The organism is Pelomicrobium sp. P1 (assembly GCF_052805615.1).
The window spans coordinates 1-24,520 of the sequence record NZ_JBRBEM010000014.1; the positions used below are offsets into that span (position 1 = coordinate 1).

13 protein-coding genes are annotated in these 24,520 nt (G+C 66.6%); 4 read left to right on the top strand and 9 right to left on the bottom strand.

Annotated elements, in window-relative coordinates:
- Positions 1-181: 181 nt before the first annotated feature.
- From ACUVYZ_RS13390 to pdxR, 3 genes are all read right to left on the bottom strand, one after another.
- Positions 182-1,570: an NAD(P)/FAD-dependent oxidoreductase gene (locus tag ACUVYZ_RS13390; protein WP_439935019.1), complete on the bottom strand. Its 1,389-nt coding sequence runs from the start codon at positions 1,568-1,570 to the stop codon at positions 182-184.
- A 48-nt stretch (positions 1,571-1,618) separates the two neighbouring features.
- The gene (locus ACUVYZ_RS13395; RefSeq protein WP_439935018.1) at positions 1,619-2,023 is read right to left on the bottom strand and encodes a nuclear transport factor 2 family protein; all 405 of its coding nucleotides are present in this window, start codon (positions 2,021-2,023) and stop codon (positions 1,619-1,621) included.
- Positions 2,024-2,227: 204 nt separating this feature from the next.
- The gene (pdxR, locus tag ACUVYZ_RS13400; protein WP_439935017.1) at positions 2,228-3,748 is read right to left on the bottom strand and encodes a MocR-like pyridoxine biosynthesis transcription factor PdxR; all 1,521 of its coding nucleotides are present in this window, start codon (positions 3,746-3,748) and stop codon (positions 2,228-2,230) included.
- Between the two features lie 217 nt (positions 3,749-3,965).
- On the opposite strand from pdxR, the gene ACUVYZ_RS13405 reads away from it, so the two are divergent.
- The 4 genes from ACUVYZ_RS13405 (at position 3,966) to ACUVYZ_RS13420 (ending at position 8,261) form a co-directional block, all read left to right on the top strand.
- The gene (locus ACUVYZ_RS13405) at positions 3,966-5,321 is read left to right on the top strand and encodes an aminotransferase class III-fold pyridoxal phosphate-dependent enzyme (protein ID WP_439935016.1); all 1,356 of its coding nucleotides are present in this window, start codon (positions 3,966-3,968) and stop codon (positions 5,319-5,321) included.
- Between the two features lie 70 nt (positions 5,322-5,391).
- Positions 5,392-6,420 carry a taurine ABC transporter substrate-binding protein gene (gene tauA / locus ACUVYZ_RS13410; RefSeq protein ID WP_439935015.1) on the top strand — a complete coding sequence of 343 codons (1,029 nt, stop codon included), beginning with the start codon at positions 5,392-5,394 and terminating at the stop codon, positions 6,418-6,420.
- Positions 6,421-6,517: 97 nt separating this feature from the next.
- Entirely contained in the window at positions 6,518-7,333 is an 816-nt protein-coding gene (locus tag ACUVYZ_RS13415; protein ID WP_439935022.1) for a taurine ABC transporter ATP-binding protein, read from the top strand.
- Positions 7,334-7,403: 70 nt separating this feature from the next.
- A complete protein-coding gene (locus tag ACUVYZ_RS13420) occupies positions 7,404-8,261 on the top strand; it encodes an ABC transporter permease subunit (RefSeq protein WP_439935014.1) in 858 nt (285 codons plus the stop codon).
- 332 nt (positions 8,262-8,593) lie between these two features.
- On the opposite strand, the gene ACUVYZ_RS13425 is transcribed toward ACUVYZ_RS13420, so the two are convergent.
- From ACUVYZ_RS13425 to ACUVYZ_RS13450, 6 genes are all read right to left on the bottom strand, one after another.
- Positions 8,594-13,732, bottom strand: coding sequence for a malto-oligosyltrehalose synthase (locus ACUVYZ_RS13425; RefSeq protein ID WP_439935013.1), 5,139 nt, complete (start codon positions 13,730-13,732; stop codon positions 8,594-8,596).
- A complete protein-coding gene (gene treZ, locus ACUVYZ_RS13430; RefSeq protein WP_439935012.1) occupies positions 13,729-15,570 on the bottom strand; it encodes a malto-oligosyltrehalose trehalohydrolase in 1,842 nt (613 codons plus the stop codon). The genes ACUVYZ_RS13425 and treZ overlap by 4 nt, the downstream gene beginning before the upstream one ends.
- Complete coding sequence (gene glgX, locus ACUVYZ_RS13435; RefSeq protein WP_439935011.1) at positions 15,567-17,702, bottom strand: glycogen debranching protein GlgX; 2,136 nt, start codon at positions 17,700-17,702, stop codon at positions 15,567-15,569. The genes treZ and glgX overlap by 4 nt, the downstream gene beginning before the upstream one ends.
- 182 nt (positions 17,703-17,884) lie before the next feature.
- Complete coding sequence (locus ACUVYZ_RS13440; protein WP_439935010.1) at positions 17,885-19,114, bottom strand: glucose-1-phosphate adenylyltransferase; 1,230 nt, start codon at positions 19,112-19,114, stop codon at positions 17,885-17,887.
- A 5-nt stretch (positions 19,115-19,119) separates the two neighbouring features.
- Complete coding sequence (treS, locus tag ACUVYZ_RS13445; RefSeq protein ID WP_439935009.1) at positions 19,120-22,485, bottom strand: maltose alpha-D-glucosyltransferase; 3,366 nt, start codon at positions 22,483-22,485, stop codon at positions 19,120-19,122.
- 15 nt (positions 22,486-22,500) lie between these two features.
- The gene (locus tag ACUVYZ_RS13450; protein ID WP_439935008.1) at positions 22,501-24,519 is read right to left on the bottom strand and encodes an alpha-1,4-glucan--maltose-1-phosphate maltosyltransferase; all 2,019 of its coding nucleotides are present in this window, start codon (positions 24,517-24,519) and stop codon (positions 22,501-22,503) included.
- Between the last annotated feature and the right edge of the window lies 1 nt (position 24,520).

Sequence of the window (24,520 nt, forward strand, 5' to 3'; positions counted from 1 at the left end):
GCGCCGAACCCACGATCCCAAAGACCTCCTTCACCCCGTGCGCCACCAAGGTCTCCACGAACGCTTCGCTCGGAGTCATCCGCACCGGACCCACGCCCACCAGCGCGCTGCCCCGGGGCTCTTCCATTAGCTTGGGATTGGTTGCCATCGTTCTTCCTTCAGTTGGGTTGACCGGTACGGATCACAGAAGATATTCGTCGCGCAGGAAATACCACCGATACAGCAGCCACTGGCCAAGCCGGCGAAACGGCGCGAACGCGTGGCCCGGCAAGGGGGAGTTGTAGATGGGCAGGTCGAGCCCGCGCCCCTTGCCCGCGATCCATTGGGCCATCCGCCGACCGGCCTGGGCGGAGAAGGAGACGCCGTTCCCGCCGTAGCCGAGCGCGTAATAGATCGTCTGCCTCGGATCCGGCTGGACGATGCGCGGCATCATGTCGTGGCTGATGTCCACCCAGCCCCACCACGAATACTCGACCTCGATGCCCTTCAGCGCAGGAAACTTGCGGTGCAAGCCATCCACCAGGAGCTGAAAGTGCTTCGGGTGAGGGGCGTCCCGCCCCGTGATAGCGCTGCGGCTGCCGATCTGCACGCGGTTGTCCGGCAGCCGGCGGTAGTAGAAGCGGAGCGTGCGCGTATCGGTGAGCACCTCGGTGGTGCGCCAGTTGCACGCATCGATTTCCTGGGGCGTGAGCGGGCGGGTCACCATGGAATTCGAGAGCACCGGGAAGACGCGATTCTTGAGCAGCGGGTGCAGCGTCTGCATGGTGTAGCCGCCCGTGGCGACGCCCACCGCGCGCGCCCGGACGGTGCCCCCCGGCGTCTTGAGGTGATGGACGCCGTTTTTCGTCTCCCATTCGACGACGGGACTGACGGGATGCACGGTGGCGCCGAGCTGGCGCGCGAGTCTGAGATAGCCGAATGCCAGCTTCATCGGGTGCACCCCGATGCCGTCGGGCTCGTGCATCGCACCCGCGGCTTCGGCGTCGTTCACGTAGCGGCGGCGCAGGGTCGCCGCGTCCAGGATCTCGGCCTCGTAGGCGAACACGTCTTTCATCACCCGCGCCTCCGCCTCGAGCTTCTTCATGACGTGGGGGCGGTGGGCGATCCATAAATGGCCGCCCGGCTGAGGATCACAGTCGATGTCCTGGATGAGAGACTTAAACGTTTCGAAGCCGTCTCGGATCTCGGCGTGCAGGCGCAGGGCCGTGTCCTTGCCCCAGCGCTGGAGCCACTGGGAACGGTACAGGCGTCCGCTGGCGTTCTGGGCCTGGCCGCCGTTGCGGCCGCTGCAGCCCCAGGCGGCTCGGTTGGCTTCCAGGACGGTGGACTTGATGCCATGCTCCCGGGCAAGGAAGATGGCGGTGGCGAGCCCCGTGAAGCCGGCCCCGATGACGGCCACGTCCACGTCCACGTCTTGGGTGATGGGTCCGTCGTCGGGCGGAGGCGTGCCGGCGGTGGCGGCCCAGTAGGTGGGCGGGTACGCCTGGCCGCACGCCGGAGTGTCCGCGGCCAGCGGATCGAAGGTCGGATCGTACGTCGCCGGCGCCCGTGGGAAGTCGCTCTGATCCATGGCAACACCTCTCATTCTCGTGGGTCCTTGGGTAGCTTCGTGACGCGGTCAGCGGGAAGGCCCCTTGACCGGCGGACGATCCTTGCGGAAGGCGTTCTTGACGGCGATCTTCCCGCCCCGGAAGGTGAAGAGGTCCACGCCGTTCGCCTCGATGCGGATACCGTCGGCCCGAGTGCCGGTGAACGTCCATTCGGACACGCCTCGATCGCCGCAGACAAAATGGCGTCCATTCCTCCAGCGGGCGTCGGGAAAGAGGGCCCACACCTGGGCGAAGGCAGCGCGCACCGCTTCGCGGCCTTCGTACCGGGTGCCCCAGGCATCCGGTCCGGCCGCGGTCTCGAACACACAGTCGTCGGTCATGAAGGTCATGAGGGCGTCGATGTCGTGGCGGTTCCAAGCCTCGGCGAAGGCTTGCAGGGTTTCGGTCGTCACGCTGTGTGTTTGCTTGCTCATGCTTTCTTTCTCCTTCGGCAGTTGTCCTGTCGTTCCGGCAGGTGCTTCCACCCGCGGGATTTGGAAACCCCTCGGCACGGCGATCACCTTAGGAGAGTGAGCGGTCAGACGGTAGCGCCAGTTGGCGGAATTCGCTTGGGCCAGCGGGCGGCGCGGTGGCGAGGCGCCGAAAAGGGATCTTCAAGCGGGCGGAGAACGCCCGGGCTAAGGCGCCTTGCTTATCCGGATACTGCGGGAGCTGGCCTGTTCGTCCAGCGCCTCGACGAGGCGCCGGATGCCGGGCTCGATTTTGTCCACGGGGATGGAAGAGAAGCCGAGGCGGAAATGATGACGAGGCGGATCCTCCGCCATGAAAAATATGTCCCCCGGCTCGATCAGCACGCCCCGGGCGGCCGCCGCTCTTGCCAGCTCGCGGGCGTCCAGCCAGTCCGGTCCCCTGACCCAGCAGGAAGCGCCGCCGGTGACGGGGACATGGGCCACTTGGGGCAAATAGCGGTCGATGGCCTCGGCCAGCACTTGGGCCCGCTCCCGATAGGCGTAGGACAGGCGCCGCAGCAGGGCGTCGTGGTGGCCGAGGGCGAGAAACAGCGCGAAGGAGCGCTGGATGAACGCGGAAGGGTGGCGCAGCATGAGCCGGCGCAGGGCCCGCACTTCCCGGATCAAGGCCTCGGGCCCAACGATGTACCCCAGACGCAAGCCCGGCGCGAAGGTCTTCGAGAGGCTGCCGATGTAGATCACCCGGTCGCTGCGGTCGAGGCTTTTGAGCGCCGGGGTCGGCTCCTTGGAAAAGCCGTACTCGCACTCGTAGTCGTCCTCGATCAGGACGAAATCGGCTTCTTCCGCCCGTTTGAGGAGAGCTTCCCGCCGCTCGAGGGGTAGGGTGACCGTGGTGGGGCATTGGTGGCTGGGCGTCACGTACACGTAGTCGCACCGGTCGAGAGCCTCGCTCATGGGGAGCCCCTGCTCGTCCACCGGCAAGCCGATCACCTGGAACGTGCGGCTCGCGAAGATGTTGCGCGCGTCGGGATAGCCCGGATCCTCCATGCCGACCACCGTCCGGTCGGTGACCAGCAGGTCGGCCAGGAGATAAAGCGCCTGCTGGGCGCCCACGGTGACCACGATCTCTTCCTCCGACGCCCACACCCCGCGCCGGGGCAGCACCCGGGTGCGGATCTGCTGGATGAGGGAAGGATCGTCCCGGGCGATGAGGTCCGGGGCCCAATCGCGGATCTCCATGACCGACAGCTCCTTCATGCAACACTCCCGCCACTCGGCGGTGGGAAAGAGCGACGGATCGAACTGGCCATAGATGAACGGATAGGGAAACTTCTGCCAGTCCGCCGGTTTCACGATGTTGCGCTGCCGGGAGGGCTGGAAGCGGAATCGCTCCGTCCACTGGGGAGCCGGCCCGCTCCCTGTCGCGCTGCCGCGGGGGGACGCTTTGCGCCCCAGGATGTCGGGATTGACGAAGTGGCCGCTGCGCTCCCGGGAGATGAGGTAACCCTCGTCGATGAGCTGCTGGTAGGCGAGCACCACGGTGTTGCGCGCAACGCCGAGCTGCTCAGCCAGCTCGCGGCTGGAGGGCAGGGGTACCCCCACCGGGATCTGGCCGTCGAGAATGGCGGAGACCAGCATTTGCCGGATCTGCCCCTGCAGGCTCATGCCGCCCTGGGCGGAGCGCTGGAACAGCCGGTCCCACATCAGCGTCCTGAGCCTGCCCGCCATTTCAGCGCCTCCGGCCGATACGCCTTATCACCTAATACCTTAATGTACGGCGAAACCAGGGGAATGAAAACGTGCGCTAGCCTCCGGCACGGGCATCCCCTTGGCCCCATTGATTCCCGCCAACTGGTTCTAACCAGCCTTCCCACGGGCATGCAATATGGCGTCACGCTCCAGCCGGTTCCAGGCTGGGGCCCCATGCCAGGGTAGCGCTGCATCCATGCGGTCAAGTGCCAGGATAGTCCGATCAGACAAGAAATCCGGGAACGAGCGGCCACTCCGACTAGAGCACCATTGGCTGCCCTTCACGCCGAACCGGGACTTCCGGGCCGAGCCGCGAATTATCGCCCGCGCCGAGGGCATGTACTACTGGGACGATCGCGGGCGGCGCATCCTGGACGGGTCTTCGGGCCTCTTCACCTCTCCAGCGGGCCACGGCCGGCCGGAGATCGCCGAGGCGGTCAAGCGCCAATTGCTGGAACTCGACTATGTCCCGAGCTTCCTGCGGGGGCACCCCGGCGCCTTCGAGCTGGCCGAGCGCCTGGCGGCCCTCACCCCGTCCGGGCTCGACCGGATCTTCTTTGTCAATTCCGGCTCGGAGGCGGTGGATACCGCCATGAAGATCTGCCTTGCCTACCACCGCGCGCGCCGCGAGGCAAGCCGGACCTTGTTCGTGTCCCGGGAGCGGGCGTACCACGGGGTCAATCTCGGCGGCCTGGCCCTGTCGGGCATGGTGCAGAACCGCCGCGGCTTCGGCGGCCCCGCCGTCGGCGTCGCCCACATGCGCCACACCTGGCTGCCGGAGAACCGGTTCACTCAGGGACAGCCCGGTTCCGGTGCCGAGCTGGCGGAAGACCTGCAGCGCTTCGTGGACCTGTACGGTGCCGAGAACATTGCCGCCTGCTTCGTCGAGCCCATCGCCGGCTCCACGGGCGTGCTGGTCCCCCCCAAGGGCTACTTGGAGCGCCTGCGCCAGATCTGCGATGAAAGCGGGATTCTGCTGGTGTTCGACGAAGTGATCTGCGGTTTCGGTCGCACCGGCCCCGCTTTTGCCGCCCAGAGCTTCGGGGTCACCCCGGACTTAATTACCATGGCCAAGGGGATCACCAACGGCGCCCAGCCCATGGGGGCAGTGGCGGTGAGAAGGGACATCTACGAGACCATCTTGAGCGCGGCAGCGCCAGAGGCGATCGAGCTCGCCCACGGGTATACCACTTCCGCCCATCCGGCGGCCTGCGCCGCCGCCCTGGCCGCGCTGGATGTCTACGAGAAGGAAGCGCTGTTCGAACGCGGCGCTGCCCTGTCGTCCTGCTTCCTCGAAGCGGTGTTCGCCCTGGGGGATCTGCCGGTAATCACCGACATCCGGGGCTACGGGATGATCGCCGGCATCGAGTTCGCGAAGGACGCGGTTCCAGGGCGGCGCGGCTACGAGATCCAGAAGCGGTTGTTCGACGCCGGGCTGCACATCAAGACGACCGGCGATGCCGCGATCCTGGCGCCGGCGCTCGTCGCGCAGCGGCACCATATCGAGGAGATGTGCCAGATTCTGCGGAGCGTGCTCTCCGCCTGCGGGTAGAGGCGATCGGCCCGCGGTTTTTGCAGCAGTACGTTAGCCAAAACGACTTTTCTTGCGAGGAGGACGTGGGATGAAACGCATCAAGACCTGGGTATGCAACGCTTTAGGGGTGGGGCTGGCGGTTGGGCTGATGGCCGGTTCCGGCGGCTCATGGGCCCAGCAGAGCGAAGTCACCGTCGCCTACCAGTTGATCGTCGGTCCGCTGTTGGTGGGGATCGCCGACGGCCGCTTCGAGAAGGCGACCGGCTACAAGATCCGCTGGCGGCAGTTCGATTCGGGGGCCAAGGTGGCGACCGCCATGGCCTCAGGCGACGTGCAGGTGGGCGTGATCGGCTCGAGCCCTCTGGCAGCAGCGGTGAGCCGAGGCGTGGACCTGCAGCTCTTCTGGATCCTGGATGACATCAACGAGGCGGAAGCCCTGGTGGTGCGCAACGGCTCCGGCATCAACGGTCCGCAGGATCTTAAAAGCAAGAAGATCGCCGTGCCGTTCGTTTCCACCGCCCATTTCCATACCATGTTCGCCCTCGAGGTCTGGGGCATCAAGCCCACCGAAGTGCGGCTGCTCAACATGCAGCCCAACCAGATCGCCGCCGCCTGGGAGCGGGGCGACATCGACGCGGCCTACGTGTGGGACCCGGCGCTCTCCCGCATCAAGCAGAGCGGTAAGGTGTTGATCACTTCGGGTGAGCTTTCCAAGAAGGGCAAGGCGACCTTTGACGGCATCGCTGCCAACCGCAAGTGGGCGGAGGCGAACCAGGACTTCATGGTTAAGTTCACCCAGACGCTGGCCGACCTCTACGCCGCTTATGCCGGGGAGGGCAAGCGCTGGACGGCGGATTCGCCGGAGGTGAAGGCCATGGTGAAGCTCGTGGGCGGCGAGTCCAAGGACGTGGCGGAGGCCGTCAAACTCTACCGTTTCCCGACCGTGGAGGAGCAGGCGTCGGCCGCCTGGCTGGGGGGCGGCCAGAATGGCGGGGCCGTGCGGGCCCTCAAGGCCACCGCCGAGTTCCTGAAGGCGCAGAAGAGCATCGACAGCCTGGCGCAGGATTATGGCAGATTCGTCACCTCGAAGTACGCCGAGGCGGCCATGAGGCCGTAACCGTCCGCTCTCCTGGGGTCGCCGGGTTGGCTCGGCCCGGCGGCGCCGCAGAGAAAAGGATCCCGCCAAGGCGGGCAACATGGAGGAGGAAATCGAGATGGAAAGCCTACATATCAAGGGCGTGAGCGTCGTCTATCCCGGGCGGCGCCGCGGAGAGGAGGTGCATGCCCTGGACAACATCAACCTCTCCATCGAGAGCGGCGACTTCGTCGTGGCGCTAGGCGCGTCAGGGTGCGGCAAGACGACGCTGCTCAACCTGATGGCGGGATTCATCTCGCCCTCGAGCGGCGAGTTGCTTTTGGGCGGACGCCGCATCACGGGACCCGGGTCCGACCGCGGCGTCGTGTTCCAGAAGCACGCCCTCCTGCCCTGGCTCAACGTCATCGAGAACACGGAGTTCGGCCTCAAGCTCCAGGGTGTGCCCAAGCGGGAGCGGCGGGAAGTCGCGGCGAAGAACCTGGCCCTGGTGGGGCTGCAGGACTTTCACCGCCATATGATCTACCAGCTCTCGGGCGGCATGCAGCAGCGGGTAGGCATCGCCCGAGCTCTCACCTGCAATCCCTCCATGCTGCTCATGGACGAGCCGATGGCGGCGTTGGACGCCCTCACGCGGGAGACCATCCAGGAGCTGCTCCTCGACGTGTGGCAAAGAACGAAGAAGATGGTGTTCTTCATCACCCATAGCGTGGAGGAGGCCCTGTTCCTCGGCAGTCGCCTGGTCGTGATGTCGCCGCGGCCGGGCCGCATCACCCACACCTACGAGCTGGACTTCAACCGGAGGTTCCTGGAGTGCCGCAACGCCCGGGCCATCAAGTCGAGCCCCGACTTCATCCAGGTGCGCGAGGAAGTGCTTTCCATCATCTACGGCGACGAAAGGGCGGGAGAGAGCGCTCGGGAGGTGGTCCATGCCTAGGAGCGTTTTTTTATTCTCGACGCGGAGGACGGCGTCCAAGCAGCAGGGCGCCGTTAGCATCCCGAGGCCGATGAAGACCGAGGAGACGAGACTGCACGCGTTGCTGACCCGCTGGTTCGGCGCCGGCGCGGTGAAGCCGGGCGACGCCTACGGGGCGCCCGGCCAGGGCAGCAGCACGGCGATCAACGTCGCCACTGTTGTGACTCTGGTAACGTTGTGGGTCGTGGTCACCAACCTGGGATGGGTCAAGCCCCTGTTCCTACCTTCACCCCAGGCTGTGTTCCAGAAGTTCATCGTGGTGGCGACGGAAGGCTTCGCCAACTCGACCCTACTGGAGCACACGATCACCAGCCTGTCCCGTGTGTTCGGCGCGTTCCTGCTCGCCTGCGTGACCGCCATCCCCATCGGCGTGCTCATGGGGGTGAACCGGGTGGTGCGGGGGATCTTCGACCCGCCCATCGAGTTCTACCGGCCCCTGCCGCCCCTAGCGTATCTACCGCTGGTGGTGATCTGGTTCGGTATCGGCGAATTCTCCAAGGTGTTCCTCATCTACCTGGCGATCTTCGCCCCCATGGCCATCGCCGCCCGGGCCGGGGTGCGCTCGGTGTCCATCGAGCAGATCCACGCCGCCTATTCGATGGGGGCGACCCGGCTCCAGGTCATCCGCTTCGTGATCCTCAAGGCTGCTTTGCCGGAGATCTTCACCGGTATGCGCATCGGCATCGGCGTGGGCTGGACCACCCTGGTGGCGGCCGAAATGGTGGCCTCGACCCGCGGCCTGGGATTCATGGTGCTCAACGCCGCCGAGTTCCTGGCGAGCGACGTGGTCATCATGGGTATCATCGTGATCGGGTTCTTCGCCATCGCCTTCGACCTGTTGATGCGCTACCTTGAGCGGGTGCTGGCGCCGTGGAAGGGGAGGGTGTAGGGTGTCTAGAGGGCGCCGCACAGGTTGCGGCAGGCAGGCGAAGCGCACCGATTTGTCGGAGTTCCCTCGCTGTGGTGCGCTGAAGCGCGCCCTGCTCGTCGGGAGAGGTCAGACGCCGTTGCTCTTCCAGAGAGGCGATGCGCCGGGTGGACGCTTCGACGAAGACCAGGCCTCGTCAACGGCGCGGTTCTTTCGCCTGGTGGTCTGGATCATTTGCCCCGATCATGCCCTCTAGTGCCCGTCGCCGGACGGGCGGAACGAGCCGGCTGCCCGGCGTACATATTCGCTCATGGAGAGGCCGGCTTCTTCGGCTTTGACGGTCCCCGCGAAGGCTACCCGGGAACCAGCACCGCCCAGGGGATCGTCCTGAAGAGCTCGGCGGCCGGCACGGACGCCGTCCCCGATCCGTCGGTGGCGGTGATGCGCTCCCCGGTGAGCACGTTGAACCATTCCCCCGGCGCCGGCGTTTCCACCGCCGTGCCGGTCCAGAGGTCCCCCACAGGCTTCACCGTCACCGCGTTCAGCTTGGCGAACCAACGGGTAACCGCCACGGCCACGGAGGCGTTGCCATGACTGCGCGCGTAGGCGATCACATGGTCGGCGCGGGGACCCATGATCCGCAGGGGCAGGTATTCGCCGCAGCGAAAAAGCTCGTCTCGCTCAGCGCGCAAGGTGAGGAGCTTCCAAGTGAAATAGAGTTTGAGCCGGCCGTCCTCGATGCCTTCGTAGAGCTCGGCTACGTAGTCGGCGAGGGCAGAAGGGTCGCCCGAGGCGGCCTGACGAAGCTGGGCCAACAACCGGGCGCGATGCTCGTAATCCACCGGCCGGCGGTTGTCCGGGTCCACCAGGCTGAAGTCCCACAGCTCGTTGCCCTGGTAGAGGTCGGGAACGCCGGGCACGGTGAGCTTGAGCAGCACCTGGGTGAGGCTGTTCAGCAGCCCCAGCCGCGCCACCTTGCGCTGGAAAGGAAGGAATTCGGCGAGGAAAGGGTTATCGGCGTCCGGCGCCAGCAAGGCGTCAATGAAGCCGAGCATGGCCTCTTCGTACACCGGGTCCGGGTTGATCCAGGAGGTGTAGGCCTTGGCCTCCCGGATGGCCTTGAGCATGGCGCTTGCGATGCGCTCCCGGAAAGCGGCGAGGCCCGCCTGGTCCAGCGGCTCCAGGGGCCAGGCCCCCAGCAGAGTCTGGTAGAAGAAGTACTCGTCGTTCAGGCTTGGCGCCCGTAACGTTTCCAGCTTGCGCTTGTGGGGGCGGTTGATCCGGTGCCAGCGCAGGACCTTGGCGCGCCACTCGTCGGGAATCTCCGACAGGACGTGGAGCCGCGCCCGCACGTCTTCCGAGCGCTTGTTGTCGTGGGTGGAGGTGGCGAGCAGGGTATGGGGCCAGCTCTTCTGCCGCTCCCGGTTGGCCCGGTGGAAGGCGAGGGGCGTCACCCCGAAACGGCGCGGATCGCCGCCTACCTCGTTCAGGGAGATGAGCCGGTTGTAGAGATAGAAGCTCGTGTCCTCCATGCCCTTGGCGGTCACGGGCGCGGTGTACTGCTGCAGCTTCATGGCGAAGGTCATCACCTGCCGGCGGTAGGCGTCGCCCTTGCCCTCGGCGACGGCGGTGAGCATGACATCGCGCACGAAGTCGAACACGCTCACGTCGCCGGCGCGCGAGCGGCGCTTGGCGGCTTCTACCGCCTGGTGGATGGTGCGCCGGTCGTCCTCGCGGGCGGCCCCGTGGGCGATGTACGTCCGGTACACGGGGAAGCAGGCCACGATCTCCCGCAGCGCGTAGCGCAGATTGTTCAGCGTGAAGTCGCAGGTGTGGCGGTCTCCCTCGGAAATGCGGTTCAATTGGGTGGCCAGCACGTTAAGCTCGCCCGCTAGGGAGGTGCGCATGATGAGGCGCTTCGCCTGGTAGAGGATTTCGTCGAAGGAATCCGCCTCCCGGGTAAAGGCGCGGTAGAAACGCTCCAGCCGCGGCCCGGCAGCGGGATCGAGGAGGAGGCCCCCCACCAGGTTCATGAAGTCGTATCCCGTGGTACCGTGCACGGGCCAGTCTTCCGGCAGGCGCTCGTCGCCCTCCAGGATCTTTTCCACCACCACGTAGGTGGAGCGGAAGGGTGGCTGGCCTTCCGGCTCCGCCGACGGCGGCGGCACTTGGGCACGGCGGTACTGCAGTCGCCGGAAGTATTCCGCCGGGTCGAAGAGGCCGTCGGGATGGTCGATGCGCAGAGCATCCACCTTGCCGGCGTTGAGGAACTCCAGCACCCGGCGGTGGGTGAACTCGAACACCTCCGGGTTTTCCATGCGCAACGCGGCCAGATCGTTGATATCGAAGAAGCGCCGGTAGTTGATCTCGTCGGAGGCGACCCGCCAGTAGGCGAGCCGGTAGGCCTGGGCCTCCAGCAGGAGATGCAAGGCGTCGAAGGACAAGGGATCCCCCGGCGTGCCGTTCAGCTCCCTCACCACCTCGTCGAGGTACCAGGCAATGTCGGGCGAGCGGCGCACGAGCTCCCCCAAGTGGCGCTTGTGGATCTCCTTGTCCCGGTGGCGCTCCGCGAGCCTGACGGGGTCGGTCTCGCCGCGCCCTGGAAGATTCTGAAAAGCGGTGGCGAGGCTTTTAAACTCCAAGGCGTTGGGATCGTCCGGACCCAGGCGGGCGTCCAGCCGCTCGATGGCGGCGAGCAAGATGCGGGGATACTCCCGGGGGTCTATGGGGAAGCGGTGCTCGTAGTACCAGACGCTGAATTCTCCCCGCTGGGCGTCGAAGGCGAGCTTCAGCTCGCCCCGCTCCAGGATGATCCCGTATTGATCCCCCAGCACCGGCACCAGCACCTTGCCCTGGATCTCGTCCTTGACCGGCTCCCAGTCGATGTCGAATACGCCGGCGTGGACCGAGGCCGGGCCGTTCTCCAGCACGTCGAGCCAGTAGGCGTTGTCCGCCCCCAGCACCCCCATGTGGTTGGGAACCAGGTCCAGGATCTGGCCCATGCCGTGAGCCTTCAAGATAGCGACGAAGTGCTCGAAGTCTGCCTCGGAGCCGATCTCGGGGTTGAGGGCTGTGTGGTCGATGATGTCGTAGCCGTGGAGACTTCCGGGGCGGGCCTTGAGATAGGGGGAGCAGTAGACGTGGGAGATGCCAAGCTGGGCGAGGTAGGGCACCAGCTCGGCGGCGCGGGTGAAGGTGAAGGCCCGATTTAATTGCAGGCGGTAAGTTGCCCGGGGAATGATGGGGGTGGCCTCGGGACGCCCCGGGGCGGCCGCTTCCTCTTTGGGGTGAACGCCCGCTCCGCGGCTGCGCTTGAGGGTCTCCGCTAGAGCGGTGAAACGTGGGTCGGTGCCCCACTCCTCCAGGTTTAAGGGAAGCTTGCGCTGCCAGTTGGGATGCTGGTCGGTGGTTCCCGGAAGGTTCACCTGCTCGAGCTGGCCCAGCACGTCCTCCATCTGGATCATCATGATCTTGGCCGGGCTGCGCGCTAGGTAGGCGTGGATGGCGAGCATGAGCTCGGGGGTCATCTCGGGCGCCGAGATGGGATGGTGGCTCACCCCGGCGGGCAGCAGCCCCTCTTGCTCCAGTGCCCACAAGAGCCGCGCCCGGTCCTGGGAGCGCTCCACGAGCTGCCGGGCCCGCATCTCCTCGTTGGGATAGAGGTGCAAGTTCGCCCGCAGATCCAGGTCGTGGCCGAGCCAGAGGCTCTTCAACGTCGGCAGATCATGGGTGCTCACGGCCACCAGCGCCTGGGCCGGGTACGCCTGGGGTGGCTTGAAGGCGCCGTCGCTCTCCTTTTCGAACAGGAGTAGCCGGTAAGAAAGCACTCCCAGGGGCTCGAGGCCTGCGTGCACTTCGTCGGGCACCGTGCCCAGATCCTCCCCCACCACCAGGCAACGGTTGCGTTGGCTCTCCAGCGCTAGGATTCCCAGCAGTTCCTGGAACGGGTAGTAGACATAGCACCCTTCAGAGGGCTTTCTCCCCGCTGGCACCCAGAACAGGCGCAAGAGACCCATCACGTGGTCGATGCGCAGGGCCCCCGCGTGGCGCATGTTGGCACGCAGCATGGCGATGAAGGGCGCGTAGGCGGCTTCTTCCAGCCGCTCCGGGATGAGGGGCGGCAGCCCCCAGTCCTGGCCGTGGAGGTTGAAGTCATCCGGCGGCGCGCCGATGCTGACCTCGAGTGCGTACAACCTCTGCCACGCCCACGCCTCGGCGCCGGCCCGATCGATGGACACCGCCAGATCTTGGTAGAGGCCGACGCCCAGTCCCATTTCCCAGGAGCGCTTCCCACACGCGGCGAGCTGCTCCTCGCACAGCCACTGCAGCCAGGCGTGATAGTCGATGCGGTCGCGATGGGTTTGAGCGAAGCGCTGCACCGCCGGAGCCAGAGGATCGCGGTAGTCCTCTGGCCACACCGGCCAGCCCCATATGCCCGGGTCCTGAGCGTGGAGGTGCTCCTGGAGCGCGTGATAGACGGCGAAGCGCTCTAGGGCTTCTCCCTGGGCCTGACGATATTGCTGGAACGCTTTGGCTCGCGCCGTGCCGGTAGCCAGATGCCGCTCCTGGAAGTGGGCGAACAGAAGCTCTAGCACCGGGAGCTTCACCTCGGCGACCCCGGCGTAGTCCACCAGCTCCGCCGCCCGCAGTGCCCGCAGCCGGGCCTGGAACTGGGGATCGGCCACCCGCTCCCGGGCCTTCACGCACTCGGCGAACTCCGGCACCGCCTCCACGTCCAGGTAGAACACGTTCAGGAATTGCCGGCTGGACGGGCTGTAGGGGCTCTTGTGCTGGGGATTGTGGGGAAACAGGGCGTGCAAGGGATTCACGCCCACGATGCCGGCGCCCGCGCGGCCGGCGATCTCCACCACGCTGCGCAGGTCGGTGAAGTCGCCCATGCCCCAGTTGCGGGCGCTGCGCAAGGCGTAGAGCTGCAGCGCCGGACCCCACACCCGGCCCTCTCCCTCCAGGGCGGGGGGCAAGTAGCACCGGTCGGGCGCGACGATGAGACTCGTTGTCGCTGCGGTCTGGGTGCCTGGCGGATGAACGGCGAAGCGGTGATAGCCGAGGGGCAGCCGGTCGCGCCACTGGAACGCGACCTCCACGAAAGGAATCCCGTCCACGTCCCGGCGGCCGCGCTGCTCGAGCTGCCCGGGCTGAAACTCGCCGGTTTTCGTCTCGCCGTTTTCCAGCGTGAGGGTCCAGCGGTGGCTGCGGGCGGCGAGGCTTTCGGCGCAGCGATAGACGATGACGTACGGCGGTGTCGCTTGCCGCACCACGGTCGCCGGGGCGAGCCCCCTGCGCCAGGGCCGCTCCTCCCGCTCCTTGAGCGCCGCGGGCACGTCGGCTGCGTCCCGGATTACGCCCATGGCGTGGAGCAGGCCGAGACGCGTCGCGTCGGGTACGCGGTGGACCTTGCCCCAGATGTCGGTGTACTCGGCGGCGATGCCGACGAGCTGGCACAGGCGCTCGAGGGCGTGGGGCTCGGTCATGCCGGGCTCCTTCCTTCGTCCAGGAACCAGACGGCGCTGGCGGGAGGCAGGCGACCCGCGGAGAGCGCAGTGCAGGCACTCTGGGGCTCGGCGAAGAAGGGCCGATCCTCAGGCGGCGTGTCGATCGCCACCGACTGGGGCCCAAGATTGAGCCATAGGACGAGACGGCTTCCGTCCCCCAGCTGCCAGCGGACAGTGAGCGCCCCCTCGGCCAGCACCTGGAAGCTTCCCGCGCGCCCGGCCATGCCGGGAAGCCGCGGCACGACGTAGTCGCGGCGCAGCTCGAGCAGGCGCCGGTACAGGGCAAGCCAGCGATCATGGGGCGCCCGCCGCAGGCAGTTCCAGTCGAGCTTGCTGCGGGCGAAAGTTTCCTCGGCGTTGGGATCTGGGATTTTTTTCCGGGCTTCCGGGTCGGCGAAGCGGACGAAGCGGGCGAACTCCCGTCGCCGCCCCTGGGTGACCGCCTCGGCCAGCTCCGGCCCAAAATCGCAGAAGAAAAGGAAAGGCGTCGCAGCACCGAACTCTTCCCCCATGAAAAGCATCGGCGGGGAGGGGGCGAGTAGCCAGGCGGCGGTTGCGGCGCGCAGGCCCGCTTCCAGCGCGAGCGCCGCCAGCCGCTCGCCGAAGGCTCGGTTGCCCACCTGGTCGTGGGTCTGGAGGAAGGTGACGAAGGCGCCCGGCGGCAGCTCGGCGCTGGGCTCGCCTCGGGGCTTGTGGTGCCGGTAGGGCGAAGGCTCGCCCTGGTAGGCGAAACCCTCGGCGAGGGAGCGACCCAGGTACCAGGTCGGCTTATCCCCGTAGTCGGCGTAGTAGCCGTCCTTTTCCCCGGTCAGCAGCACGTGGAAGGCGTGGTGGACGTCGTCGTTCCACTGGGCGTCGTACCAGCGGGGGCGGCCGGAAGGCTCGCGCACCAGGTAGCGGGCCTGGTTCTTGTCGTTCTCCAGGATGAGGTGCACGGGGCGCTCCCTTCCCGGGCCGCGGCGCACCGCTTCCGCCAGCTCCTCCAGGATGTCGGGGCGCGAATCGTCGGCGATGGCGTGCACCGCGTCGAGGCGCAGCCCGTCCAGGTGGAATTCCTCGATCCAGTAGAGGGCGTTGTGGATGAAGAAGTCGCGCACCACCCGGCTGCCGGGACCGTCGAAGTTGATGGCGGCGCCCCAAGGGGTCTGATGGCGCTCGGTGAAGAACGGCTTCGCGTACAGGTGTAGGTAGTTGCCCTCGGGACCGAAATGGTTGTACACCACGTCCAGCAGCACCATGAGGCCCCGGGCGTGGGCCGCCGCCACCAGGCGCTTCAGCTCCTCCGGCCGCCCGTAGGCCGCGTCGGGGGCGAAGGGAAGGACAGCGTCATAGCCCCAGTTTCTCCGTCCCGGGAAGTCCGCCACCGGCATGAGCTCCAGGGCGGTTACCCCCAGCCCAGCGAGATGGTCGAGCCGTGCCTCCACGCCCGCGAAAGTCCCCTCCGGGGAGAAGGTGCCCACGTGCAGCTCGTAGATCACCGCCTCTTCCCACGGCCGCCCGCGCCAGGCCGAGTCCGGCCAGTCGAAGGCGCCCGGGTCCACCACTTCGCTCGCCCCGTGCACGTCGTCGGGGTTGAACCGGGACGCAGGATCGGGCACGGCCAGGCCCCCGTCGATGCGCAGCCAGTAGCGGGTACCGGGGGGCGCAGGGACAGTGCGTTCGAACCATCCCTCCCCCACGGGCGCCATGGCCAGGCGTCCGCCAGCGCCTTCCAGCTCCAGATCCACCTCCCGGGCGGAAGGCGCCCAGAGGCGGAAGCGGGTGCGGCCGTCCCCCTGCACCTCGGCGCCGAAGGGCATCGAGTGGGCACGTCTCATGGGGAAACCTTCTGTTGTTGCAGAAGGGCAAGGGACCGGCCCTGTAGAGGATAGGAAGCGCCCGCCATGTACACCCCATCCCAGGCGAGGCCCTCCTCGTAGGCCGTGTCCAGCACCACCAGCCAGCGGGGCCCGCCGGCGAGCTGGGGCAGGCTAAAAGGGATCTCCTCGTGGTGGGCATTGAATAGTACGAGGAAATTGCTGTCGGTAATGGGGCGGCCCCGCTCGTCGGTCTCGGTGAGTCCCTCTCCCGCGAGATAGACGCCCAAGCAACGGGCGTGGTGCTGGTTCCATTCCTCGTCGGTCATCTCTCGGCTATCGGGGTTGAGCCAGACGATGTCCTTGACCCCGGTGCCATGGATGGGTCGTCCCTGGAAGAAGTGGCGTCGGCGGAACACCGGATGATCGCGCCGCAGGGCCACCATCCGCTGGACGAAGGCAAGGAGTTGGCGTTTCGGCTGGGTCAGGTTCCAGTCCACCCAGGAGATTTCGTTGTCCTGGCAATAGGCGTTGTTGTTCCCCCGCTGGGTGCGGCAGATCTCGTCCCCGGCGAGCAGCATGGGCACCCCCTGGGACAGGAGCAGGGTGGCGAGCAGATTGCGCTTCTGGCGCGCCCGCAGGGCGTTCACCTGGGGATCATCGGTCTCGCCCTCCACGCCGCAGTTCCACGACAGGTTGTGGTTGTGGCCGTCCCGGTTCTCCTCCAGGTTGGCCTCGTTGTGCTTCTCGTTGTAAGTGACGAGGTCGTGCAGGGTGAAGCCATCGTGCGCGGTCACGAAGTTGATGCTGGCGTGGGGGCTGCGTCCACTCTTGCCGTAGAGGTCGCTGGAGCCGGTGAGCCGCCGGGCGAACTCCCCGATCAGGCCCCCGTCTCCCTTCCAGTAGGCGCGCATGGTGTCCCGGTACTTGTCGTTCCATTCGGTCCAGCCGACCGGGAAGTTGCCCACCTGGTAGCCGCCCTCGCCCAAATCCCAGGGCTCGGCGATAAGCTTGACCTGGGACAGCACCGGGTCCTGGCGGATGATGTCGAAAAACGCCCCCAAGCGGTCTACTTCGTGCAGCTCCCGGGCGAGGGCCGAGGCGAGATCGAAGCGGAAGCCGTCCACGTGCATCTCGTTCACCCAGTAGCGCAGGGAGTCCATGATGAGCTGGAGCACCCGCGGATGCTGCATGTTCAGCGTGTTGCCGCAGCCGGTGTAGTCCATGTAGTAGCGGGGATTGTCGGCCACCAGCCGGTAGTAGGAGGCGTTGTCGATGCCGCGGAAGGCAAGCGTGGGCCCCAAGTGGTTGCCTTCAGCGGTGTGGTTGTACACCACGTCCAGGATCACCTCGATCCCGGCCGAGTGCAGGGCCTTCACCATGGTCTTGAACTCGGCCACCTGACCGCTGGCGGAATAGCGGTTGTCGGGAGCGAAATAGCCGATGGAATTGTAGCCCCAGTAGTTGCGCAAGCCCTTCTGCACCAGGTGGCGATCGTCCACGAAGGTGTGCACCGGCATGAGCTCCACCGTGGTGACGCCGAGACGTTTCAAGTATTCGATGACGGGGGTCGTGGCAAGCCCCGCGTAGGTGCCCCGCAGAGCGGGGGGCACCTCCGGGTGCAGCATGGTGAAGCCCTTCACGTGCAGCTCGTAGATGATGGTCTCGTGCCAGGGAATGTCGGGCCGGCGGTCGTCACCCCAGGTAAAGGCGGTATCCACCACCTGGCACTTGGGCATGCCGGGCGCGCTATCGCGCCGGTCGAAAGACAGGTCCTCCCGTTCGTGGCCGATGCGGTAGCCGAAGTGGGCGTCGCTCCAGTTGATGCCGCCCACGATCGCCTTGGCGTAAGGGTCCAGCAGCAGCTTGTGGGGATTGAAACGGTGGCCCGCCTCGGGCTTGTAAGGGCCGTGGACCCGGTAGCCGTAGAGCATGCCGGGTCGCGCCTCCGGGAGATAGCAGTGCCACACCTGGTCGGTGTGCTCCTTGAACTCGATGCGCTGGAGCTCCCGCCGGCCCTTGTCGTCGAAGATGCAAAGCTCAACCTTCTCGGCGTTCTCGGAGAAAAGGGCGAAATTGACGCCCTCCCCGTCCCACGTGGCCCCGCGAGGGTACGGGCGGCCGGGCCAGACCGCTGTGATCGGTTTTGCCATGGAATTTGCTCTTGCGTCCTGTTCTTCTGAGGAATCTTCGGCTCCGCTGCGCGCGCCGTCTCCGGGCCGCGTGCAGCGGAGACGGCGCGGCAGGCGGACTCCAGCCCGGAGGATTTTGCGAAGGTATCTCCGTCATCCGGCCACCGGGCGCTTGTGACCCCTCCGGGCCGGCGAGAGACCGATCAGTAATAGCGCCGGGTATCGGCGCGGTGGGCGCCCTTGGGGATCACGACGATGCCCGATCCGGTCACGTGAAAGCGCTTCTTGTCCTCGTCCAGATTGTAGCCGATGCGCTCGCCCGGTCCGAGGACATTGTAGCGGTCCACGATCACCCGTTTAAGCCGAGCGCCGGCGCGCACGATAGTGTAGTCCATCACGATGGAGTCTTCGACCACCACGTCTTCTTCCAGCAGGACTTCCCGGCGCAGCACGGAGTTGCGTACCGTGGCGTCTTTGATGAGGCTTCCGGCGCCCACGTCGCAATTCTCCAGGGTGCCGCGGACGATAGCCGCCACCGGTCCTTGATAGCCGCTGGAGAGAATCGGCCAGCGGGGATTGAACAGGTTGAAGCGGGGCTCCGTCCCGAGGGTATCGCGATGGGCGGCGTAAAAGGCGTCGATGGTGCCCACGTCGCGCCAATAGGCGGGTTCCTCGTAAGAGCGCACGCCAGGCACCTTGTTCTTGGAAAAATCGTAGGCGAACACCCGGTGACTGGCGATCAACCGCGGGATCACGTCCCGGCCGAAGTCCTTCTCCCCCAGGCGCCGGGCTTCGTGCAGGGCCTCGATCAGCACCTGGGTGTTGAACAGGTAGTTGCCCATGGAGGCGAAGGCCCGCTCAGGATCCGAGGGCATGGGAGGCGGAGAGACCGGCTTCTCGACGAAGCCGGTGATGCGCCCGCTGCGGTTGGCCTCTACGATGCCGAAGGCGGAAGCCTCCTGGATCGGCACCGGAAGCGCTGCCACCGTCACCTCGGCCTCCCGCTCCAGGTGGAAGCGCACCATCTGCCGGATGTCCATCCGATAGACGTGATCGGCGCCGAACACCGCCACCAGGTCGGGGGCGTGGGGGTCGAGCAGGTTTAGGTTTTGATACACCGCGTCCGCCGTGCCCTGGAACCACTCCGGGCCCTCCCGCATCTGGGGCGGCACGATGGAAACGAACTGCCCCGGGATGATGGGCGAAAGCACCCAGGCCCGGTGGATGTGCTCGATCAGGGACTGGGACTTGTACTGCACCAGCACGTAGATGGAATGGATCTCGGAGTTGATCAGGTTGGAAAGCACGAAGTCGACGATGCGGTAGCGGCCGCCGAAGGGCACGGCTGGCTTGGACCGCTCCGCCGTCAGGGGAAAGAGGCGCGTTCCCTCGCCCCCCGCCAGCACCATCGCCAGGATTTTGGGCCCTGCCACGGGATTCACCCTCCTCGTGAGAGAGAAAGCGCCAGGAGCCCCCGCACCGGAATGGCGACCCAGTCGGGCCGGTTATCCATCTCGTAGCGCAGCTCGTAGAGCGCCTTCTCCAGAATGAACAGTTCCAGCAATCGCTGCCAGTGGCCGGCGTCCGCGGGCACCGAAGGGCAGTCGCGGGTGGCGCCCCGGTAGCCGGCGAAGAAGGCCTCCACCGCCTGACTTTCCCATTCGCCGATGGCGGACTCCAGGGCCTGGCGTTTCTCCTCCGGCTGCTCCGCCTGGTGGCCGACGGCGGCGGCCGCGGCGTAGTTGAACGAGCGCACCATTCCCGCCACGTCCCGTAGGGGCGAGTGCTTGGCCCGCCGCTCGGCCAGGGGCCGGGCCGGCTCGCCCTCGAAGTCGATGAAGATGAAGTCGTGCTGACTGAGCAGCACCTGCCCCAGGTGCAGGTCCCCGTGGTAGCGGGTCTTCGCCAGGGCGGGTCCCTCCAGCGAGAGCTCGTCCAGCCAGTCGAGCATGGAGAGCCGCCGTCCCAGCAGCGCCTCTACCGGCGGGCGCACCGCCTCGGGAAGCTGCGAGCGCCGTTCTTCCAAGGCGTCCAGGGTGCGCACCGCGTCCTCGCGCACCCGCTGCACCCAGCGCCGGTAGTCCTCGGGGGTGGCGGGCTCGGGATCGAAGGCCGGATCGCCGGTCGTGCGGGCGAAGGCCTGGTGCAGCTCGCCCACCCGCCGGCCGAGGGTTTCCGCCAGCGCCAGGTACATTCCGTGGGGATTCTCGACCCGGCGCTCGGGCTCGGGCAGCTCGGTGCCGGCAGACAGGGTCTGGGTCAGCCGTTCCAGGTAGTCCACGGTGAAGGTCCAGGCGCTGCCTTGGTTCTCCACGTACTGCTGCAGCAGGGCCAGGGTGATAATGGTGCCATCGTCGCGCAGGTACTCCACCGCGCCGAGGACCGGGACGATGTGGGGGAAGGGGGAGACGTCGGTGAGGAAGCGCCCGATTTCCAGCTCGGGGCTCACCCCCTCCGACAGGCGCCGGTAGCCCTTGAGGTAGAGCTTGTTGCCGAAGAATACGCCCGTATTGCTCTGGTCCAGGGCCGGGTGGTGCACCGGCTCGTCGATGGCCGCCGCGTGGAGGGAATAGGCGGAGGTACAGGTGAACTTGAGCCGGCCGTGGGCGAAGGGCACCTCGGCGTTGGTGCCCATGGCCCGGGCCAGGGCCCGGCAGAACCGGGGATCGCCGAAAGCGCCGTAGAGGATCCCCATTTTCTCCTTCTGGCGCACCCGGGCCAGGGTCCAGGCGCCGAAACGGTGTAGGGGATCCTCGCCCTTTTCCTCCCAGGCAATGGCCAGGGGCAGGAAGTAGGTCTGGATCGGGATGTCTTCGCACTCCACCTCCAGGAACGCCAGCAGCCAGCTTCCCTCGGCGGTGGTCCACTCGCCTTCGTCCACCAGCTCGATACGCTTGACCGGATGCCCTTTGGCGGCGAACCAGCGCTTGGTGGACATGTAAGGGAGCAGCACCTCCCGCTGGAGCTGCTCCCGGGTGCGGGAGGCGATGAGACGCTTGATATCCTTCGCCCCGCCTTTTGCCTGGAAGAAGGTGCGCAACCCTTCCAACAGCACCAGCACTGGAAGCTCCCGGTGGGGCAGCTTCTCCTCATGCCACTCGGGCACCGGGGCCTCAAGGGATAGGGCGAAGCCGTAGTAGCCGTAGGCGGGCAGGGTGAGCAGGTAGGGGAGGTGGCCAATCGGGGGAAAGGAAATATTGCTCGATAACTCCACGGGGACGCGGCCGACAAAGCGGGCGAGATCCAGCTCTACCGCCTGGGGAGTGTGGGAGAGATTGGCGACGCAGAGGATGACCTCGTTGTCGTATTCCCTCAGGTAGGCCAGGATTTTGCGGTTGCCGGGCTCGAGGAAGGTGAGGGTGCCGCGCCCGAAGGAGCGGTGGCCTTTGCGCACCTGGATCAGCCGCCGGGTCCAGTTGAGGAGGGAGCTGGGGTTGCGCGCCTGGGCCTCCACGTTGACCGCCTGGTAGCCGTACACCGGGTCCATGATGGGGGGCAGGTACAGGCGCTGGGGGTCGCAGCGGGAAAAGCCCCCGTTGCGGTCGATGCTCCACTGCATGGGGGTGCGCACCCCGTTGCGGTCCCCCAGGTAGATGTTGTCGCCCATGCCGATCTCGTCGCCATAGTACAGGATGGGCGAGCCGCGCAGAGTCATGAGGAGCCAGGTCATGAGCTCGATCTTGCGCCGGTCGTTGTCCATGAGCGGCGCCAGGCGCCGGCGGATGCCCACATTGAGGCGCATGCGCGGGTCGGCGGCGTACATCCGGTACAGGTAGTCCCGCTCCCGGTCGGTCACCATCTCCAGGGTGAGCTCGTCGTGGTTACGCAGAAAGATGGCCCACTGGCAGTTCTCGGGGATGTCCGGCGTCTGGCGCATGATCTCGATCACCGGGTGCCGGTCCTCCTGGGCGATGGCCATGAACAGGCGCGGCATCAGGGGGAAGTGATAGGCCATGTGGCACTCGTCGCCGTCGCCGAAGTACTCCCGCACGTCCTCCGGCCACTGGTTGGCCTCGGCCAGTAGCATCTTGTTCTTGTAATGGGCGTCGATCTCGGCCCGGATCTGCTTGATGACGGCGTGGGTTTCCGGGAGGTTCTCGTTGTTGGTGCCCTCCCGCTCTACCAGGTAGGGGATGGCGTCCAGCCGCATGCCGTCCACCCCCATGTCCATCCAGAAGCGCATCACGCGGATGACCGCCTTCAGCACCCGCGGGTTGTCGAAATTCAAGTCCGGCTGGTGGCTGAAGAAGCGATGCCAGTAGTAGGCCTTGGCCACGTCGTCCCAGGCCCAGTTGGACACCTCCGTGTCGGTGAAGATGATGCGCGTGCCGGCGTATTTCTTGGCGGTTTCGCTCCACACGTAGAAGTTGCGCTTGGACGAGCCGGGCGGGGCCCGCCGGGCCGCCTGGAACCACGGATGCTGGTCCGAGGTGTGGTTGATCACCAGCTCGGTGATGACCTTCAGGCCCCGCCGGTGGGCTTCCCGCATGAACAGCCGGAAGTCGTTGCGGGTGCCGTAGTCGGGATGCACGTTGTGGTAGTCGGAGATGTCGTAGCCGTCGTCCTTGAGGGGTGAGGGGTAGAAGGGCAGGATCCAGATCGTGTTGACCCCCAGCTCCTGTACGTAGTCGAGCTTGGCGGTGAGCCCCTTGAAGTCCCCGATGCCGTCGTTGTTGGAATCGAAAAAGGCCTTCACGTGCAGCTCGTAAATGATCGCGTCCTTGTACCAGAGGGGATCGTCGGCCCAGGCGAAAGCCTTGGGGGCCGCTTCCGGTGCCAGCAACTCGTGGGTTGGCTGATCCACGGCGGACGATCCTTTTCACATGAAATAGTCGAAGTCCCGCTCGGTGCGCACGCGCCGGCGCAGCCGGAACACGTGACCCATGCCCGGGGCGAGCTGCACGAAATTGCGCGCTCCGTTCCATAGATACCGGGCGCCGGAAAGGAGCTCGTGCATCTGGTAGGGGGAGCGGGGGTCCAGGCCCAGGGCTTCCAGGTCCAGCTCCACCCAGCCGGCCTGGGCGTGGTAGGGATCCAGGTTGACCACCATGATCATGAGATTAGACCCGTCCTCGGTGGATTTCATATAGGCGATCAACTGGTCGTTGTCCACCGGCAGGAAGGTGAGGCTCCAGTCCGATTGCAGAGCGGGATTTTCCCGCCGGATGGCGTTCACCCGGGCGATCAGGTCCCGCAGGCTGTCGGGGCGGTCCAGGTCCCAGTGGCGGAGCTGGTACTTCTCCGAGTCCTTGTATTCTTCGCTCCCCGGTTCCCGGGGCTCGTGCTCCTGCAGCTCGAAGGCCGGCCCGTAGATCCCGTAGCTCGCCGCCAGGGTGGCCGCCAGCAACAGCCGGCAGGTGAAGGCCGGCCGGCCGCCGAACTGGAGGAATTCGGTGAGGATGTCCGGGGTATTGGGCCAGACGTTGGGCCGGAAGTACTCCCGCCCCTCGCCCTGGGTGAGCTCGGTGAAGTAGTCAGTCAGCTCCTGCTTGGTGTTGCGCCAGGCAAAGTAGGTATAGGACTGGGTAAAGCCCAGCTTCGCCAGCCGGTGCATCACCTTGGGTCGGGTGAAGGCTTCCGACAGGAAGATCAGCTCGGGGTGGGCTTTCTTCAGCTCCCCGATCACCCACTCCCAGAAGGGAAAGGGCTTGGTGTGAGGGTTGTCTACCCGGAAGATCTTCACTCCCTGCTCGATCCAGAACTCGAACACGCTTTTGAGCTCCGCCCAGAGGGACGCCCAGGCCTCGCCCTCGAAATGGAAGGGATAGATGTCCTGGTATTTCTTGGGCGGGTTTTCCGCGTACTGCACCGTGCCGTCCGGGCGCCAGCGGAACCACTCCGGGTGCTCCTTCACATAGGGATGGTCCGGGGCGCACTGGAAGGCGATATCCAGAGCGATCTCGAGGCCATGCTCCCGAGCCTTCTCCACCAGGCGGCGGAAGTCCGCGAGCGTTCCGAGCTCGGGGTGCACCGCCTTGTGGCCGCCTTCCGCGGCGCCGATGGCCCAGGGACTGCCCACGTCGTCCGGGCCAGCTTTCACGACGTTGTTCTTCCCCTTGCGGCGCACCCGGCCGATGGGATGGATCGGGGGAAGATAGAGCACGTCGAAGCCCATGGCCGCGATGTAGGGCAGCCGCGCCTCCACGTCCCGGAAGGCGCCGTGGCGGCCCGGCTCGGGGCTGGCGGAGCGGGGGAACAGCTCGTACCAGGTGGAAAAGCGGGCCCGTACCTGGTCCACCACTACTTCCAGCTCCCGGTCGTAGTAGGCGGCCAGGCGCCGGTCGGGATAGCGCATCGCCAGCCCTGCCAGGCCCTCGTCCAAGCCGACGCGGCGGGCTTCCCCGGCTTCCCGGGCCTGCGCCAGGCACTCGGACCACTCCCGCAGCGCCTGGGCCTCCGGGGCCCGTGCCCGCTCGGCCGCCTCCTGGATCAGCCTGGCGCCTACCCGGGCGGCCACCAGGAGGTCCTCCGGCTCGGAGCGGCGGGCGAAATCGTGCCGCCAGGACAGGAAGGGGTCCACCCAGGCGGTCACGGTGTAGCGGTAGCGGCCCAGGCGCTCCACCGGAAAGCTCCCGCGCCAGCGGTCGTTGCCCAGGGGCTTCATCGCCCTCTCATGCCACTCGTTTTCCGCCTCGTGGCGGTAGCGCAGCACGCAGGCCAGCACGTCGTGGCCGTCGGCGAAGGCGTCGGCCTCCACCACCACCCGCTCGCCGACCACCCGCTTGATGGGGAAGCGGCCGCAGTCCACCTCCGGGCGCACGCCCTCGATCACCGCCCGCACGCGCCCGTCCCGGGACGCGGCGGGCTGGCTCGCGGGCAGGGTTTGAGGAGCGTCCATC

Excerpts from the sequence above, each read along its gene's own strand:
- ACUVYZ_RS13390 (WP_439935019.1), bottom strand. The coding sequence starts at position 1,570 with ATGGATCAGAGCGACTTCCCACGGGCGCCGGCGACGTACGATCCGACC.
- ACUVYZ_RS13395 (WP_439935018.1), bottom strand. The coding sequence starts at position 2,023 with ATGAGCAAGCAAACACACAGCGTGACGACCGAAACCCTGCAAGCCTTC.
- pdxR (WP_439935017.1), bottom strand. The coding sequence starts at position 3,748 with ATGGCGGGCAGGCTCAGGACGCTGATGTGGGACCGGCTGTTCCAGCGC.
- ACUVYZ_RS13405 (WP_439935016.1), top strand. The coding sequence starts at position 3,966 with ATGCGGTCAAGTGCCAGGATAGTCCGATCAGACAAGAAATCCGGGAAC.
- tauA (WP_439935015.1), top strand. The coding sequence starts at position 5,392 with ATGAAACGCATCAAGACCTGGGTATGCAACGCTTTAGGGGTGGGGCTG.
- ACUVYZ_RS13415 (WP_439935022.1), top strand. The coding sequence starts at position 6,518 with ATGGAAAGCCTACATATCAAGGGCGTGAGCGTCGTCTATCCCGGGCGG.
- ACUVYZ_RS13420 (WP_439935014.1), top strand. The coding sequence starts at position 7,404 with ATGAAGACCGAGGAGACGAGACTGCACGCGTTGCTGACCCGCTGGTTC.
- ACUVYZ_RS13425 (WP_439935013.1), bottom strand. The coding sequence starts at position 13,732 with ATGACCGAGCCCCACGCCCTCGAGCGCCTGTGCCAGCTCGTCGGCATC.
- treZ (WP_439935012.1), bottom strand. The coding sequence starts at position 15,570 with ATGAGACGTGCCCACTCGATGCCCTTCGGCGCCGAGGTGCAGGGGGAC.
- glgX (WP_439935011.1), bottom strand. The coding sequence starts at position 17,702 with ATGGCAAAACCGATCACAGCGGTCTGGCCCGGCCGCCCGTACCCTCGC.
- ACUVYZ_RS13450 (WP_439935008.1), bottom strand. The coding sequence starts at position 24,519 with ATGGACGCTCCTCAAACCCTGCCCGCGAGCCAGCCCGCCGCGTCCCGG.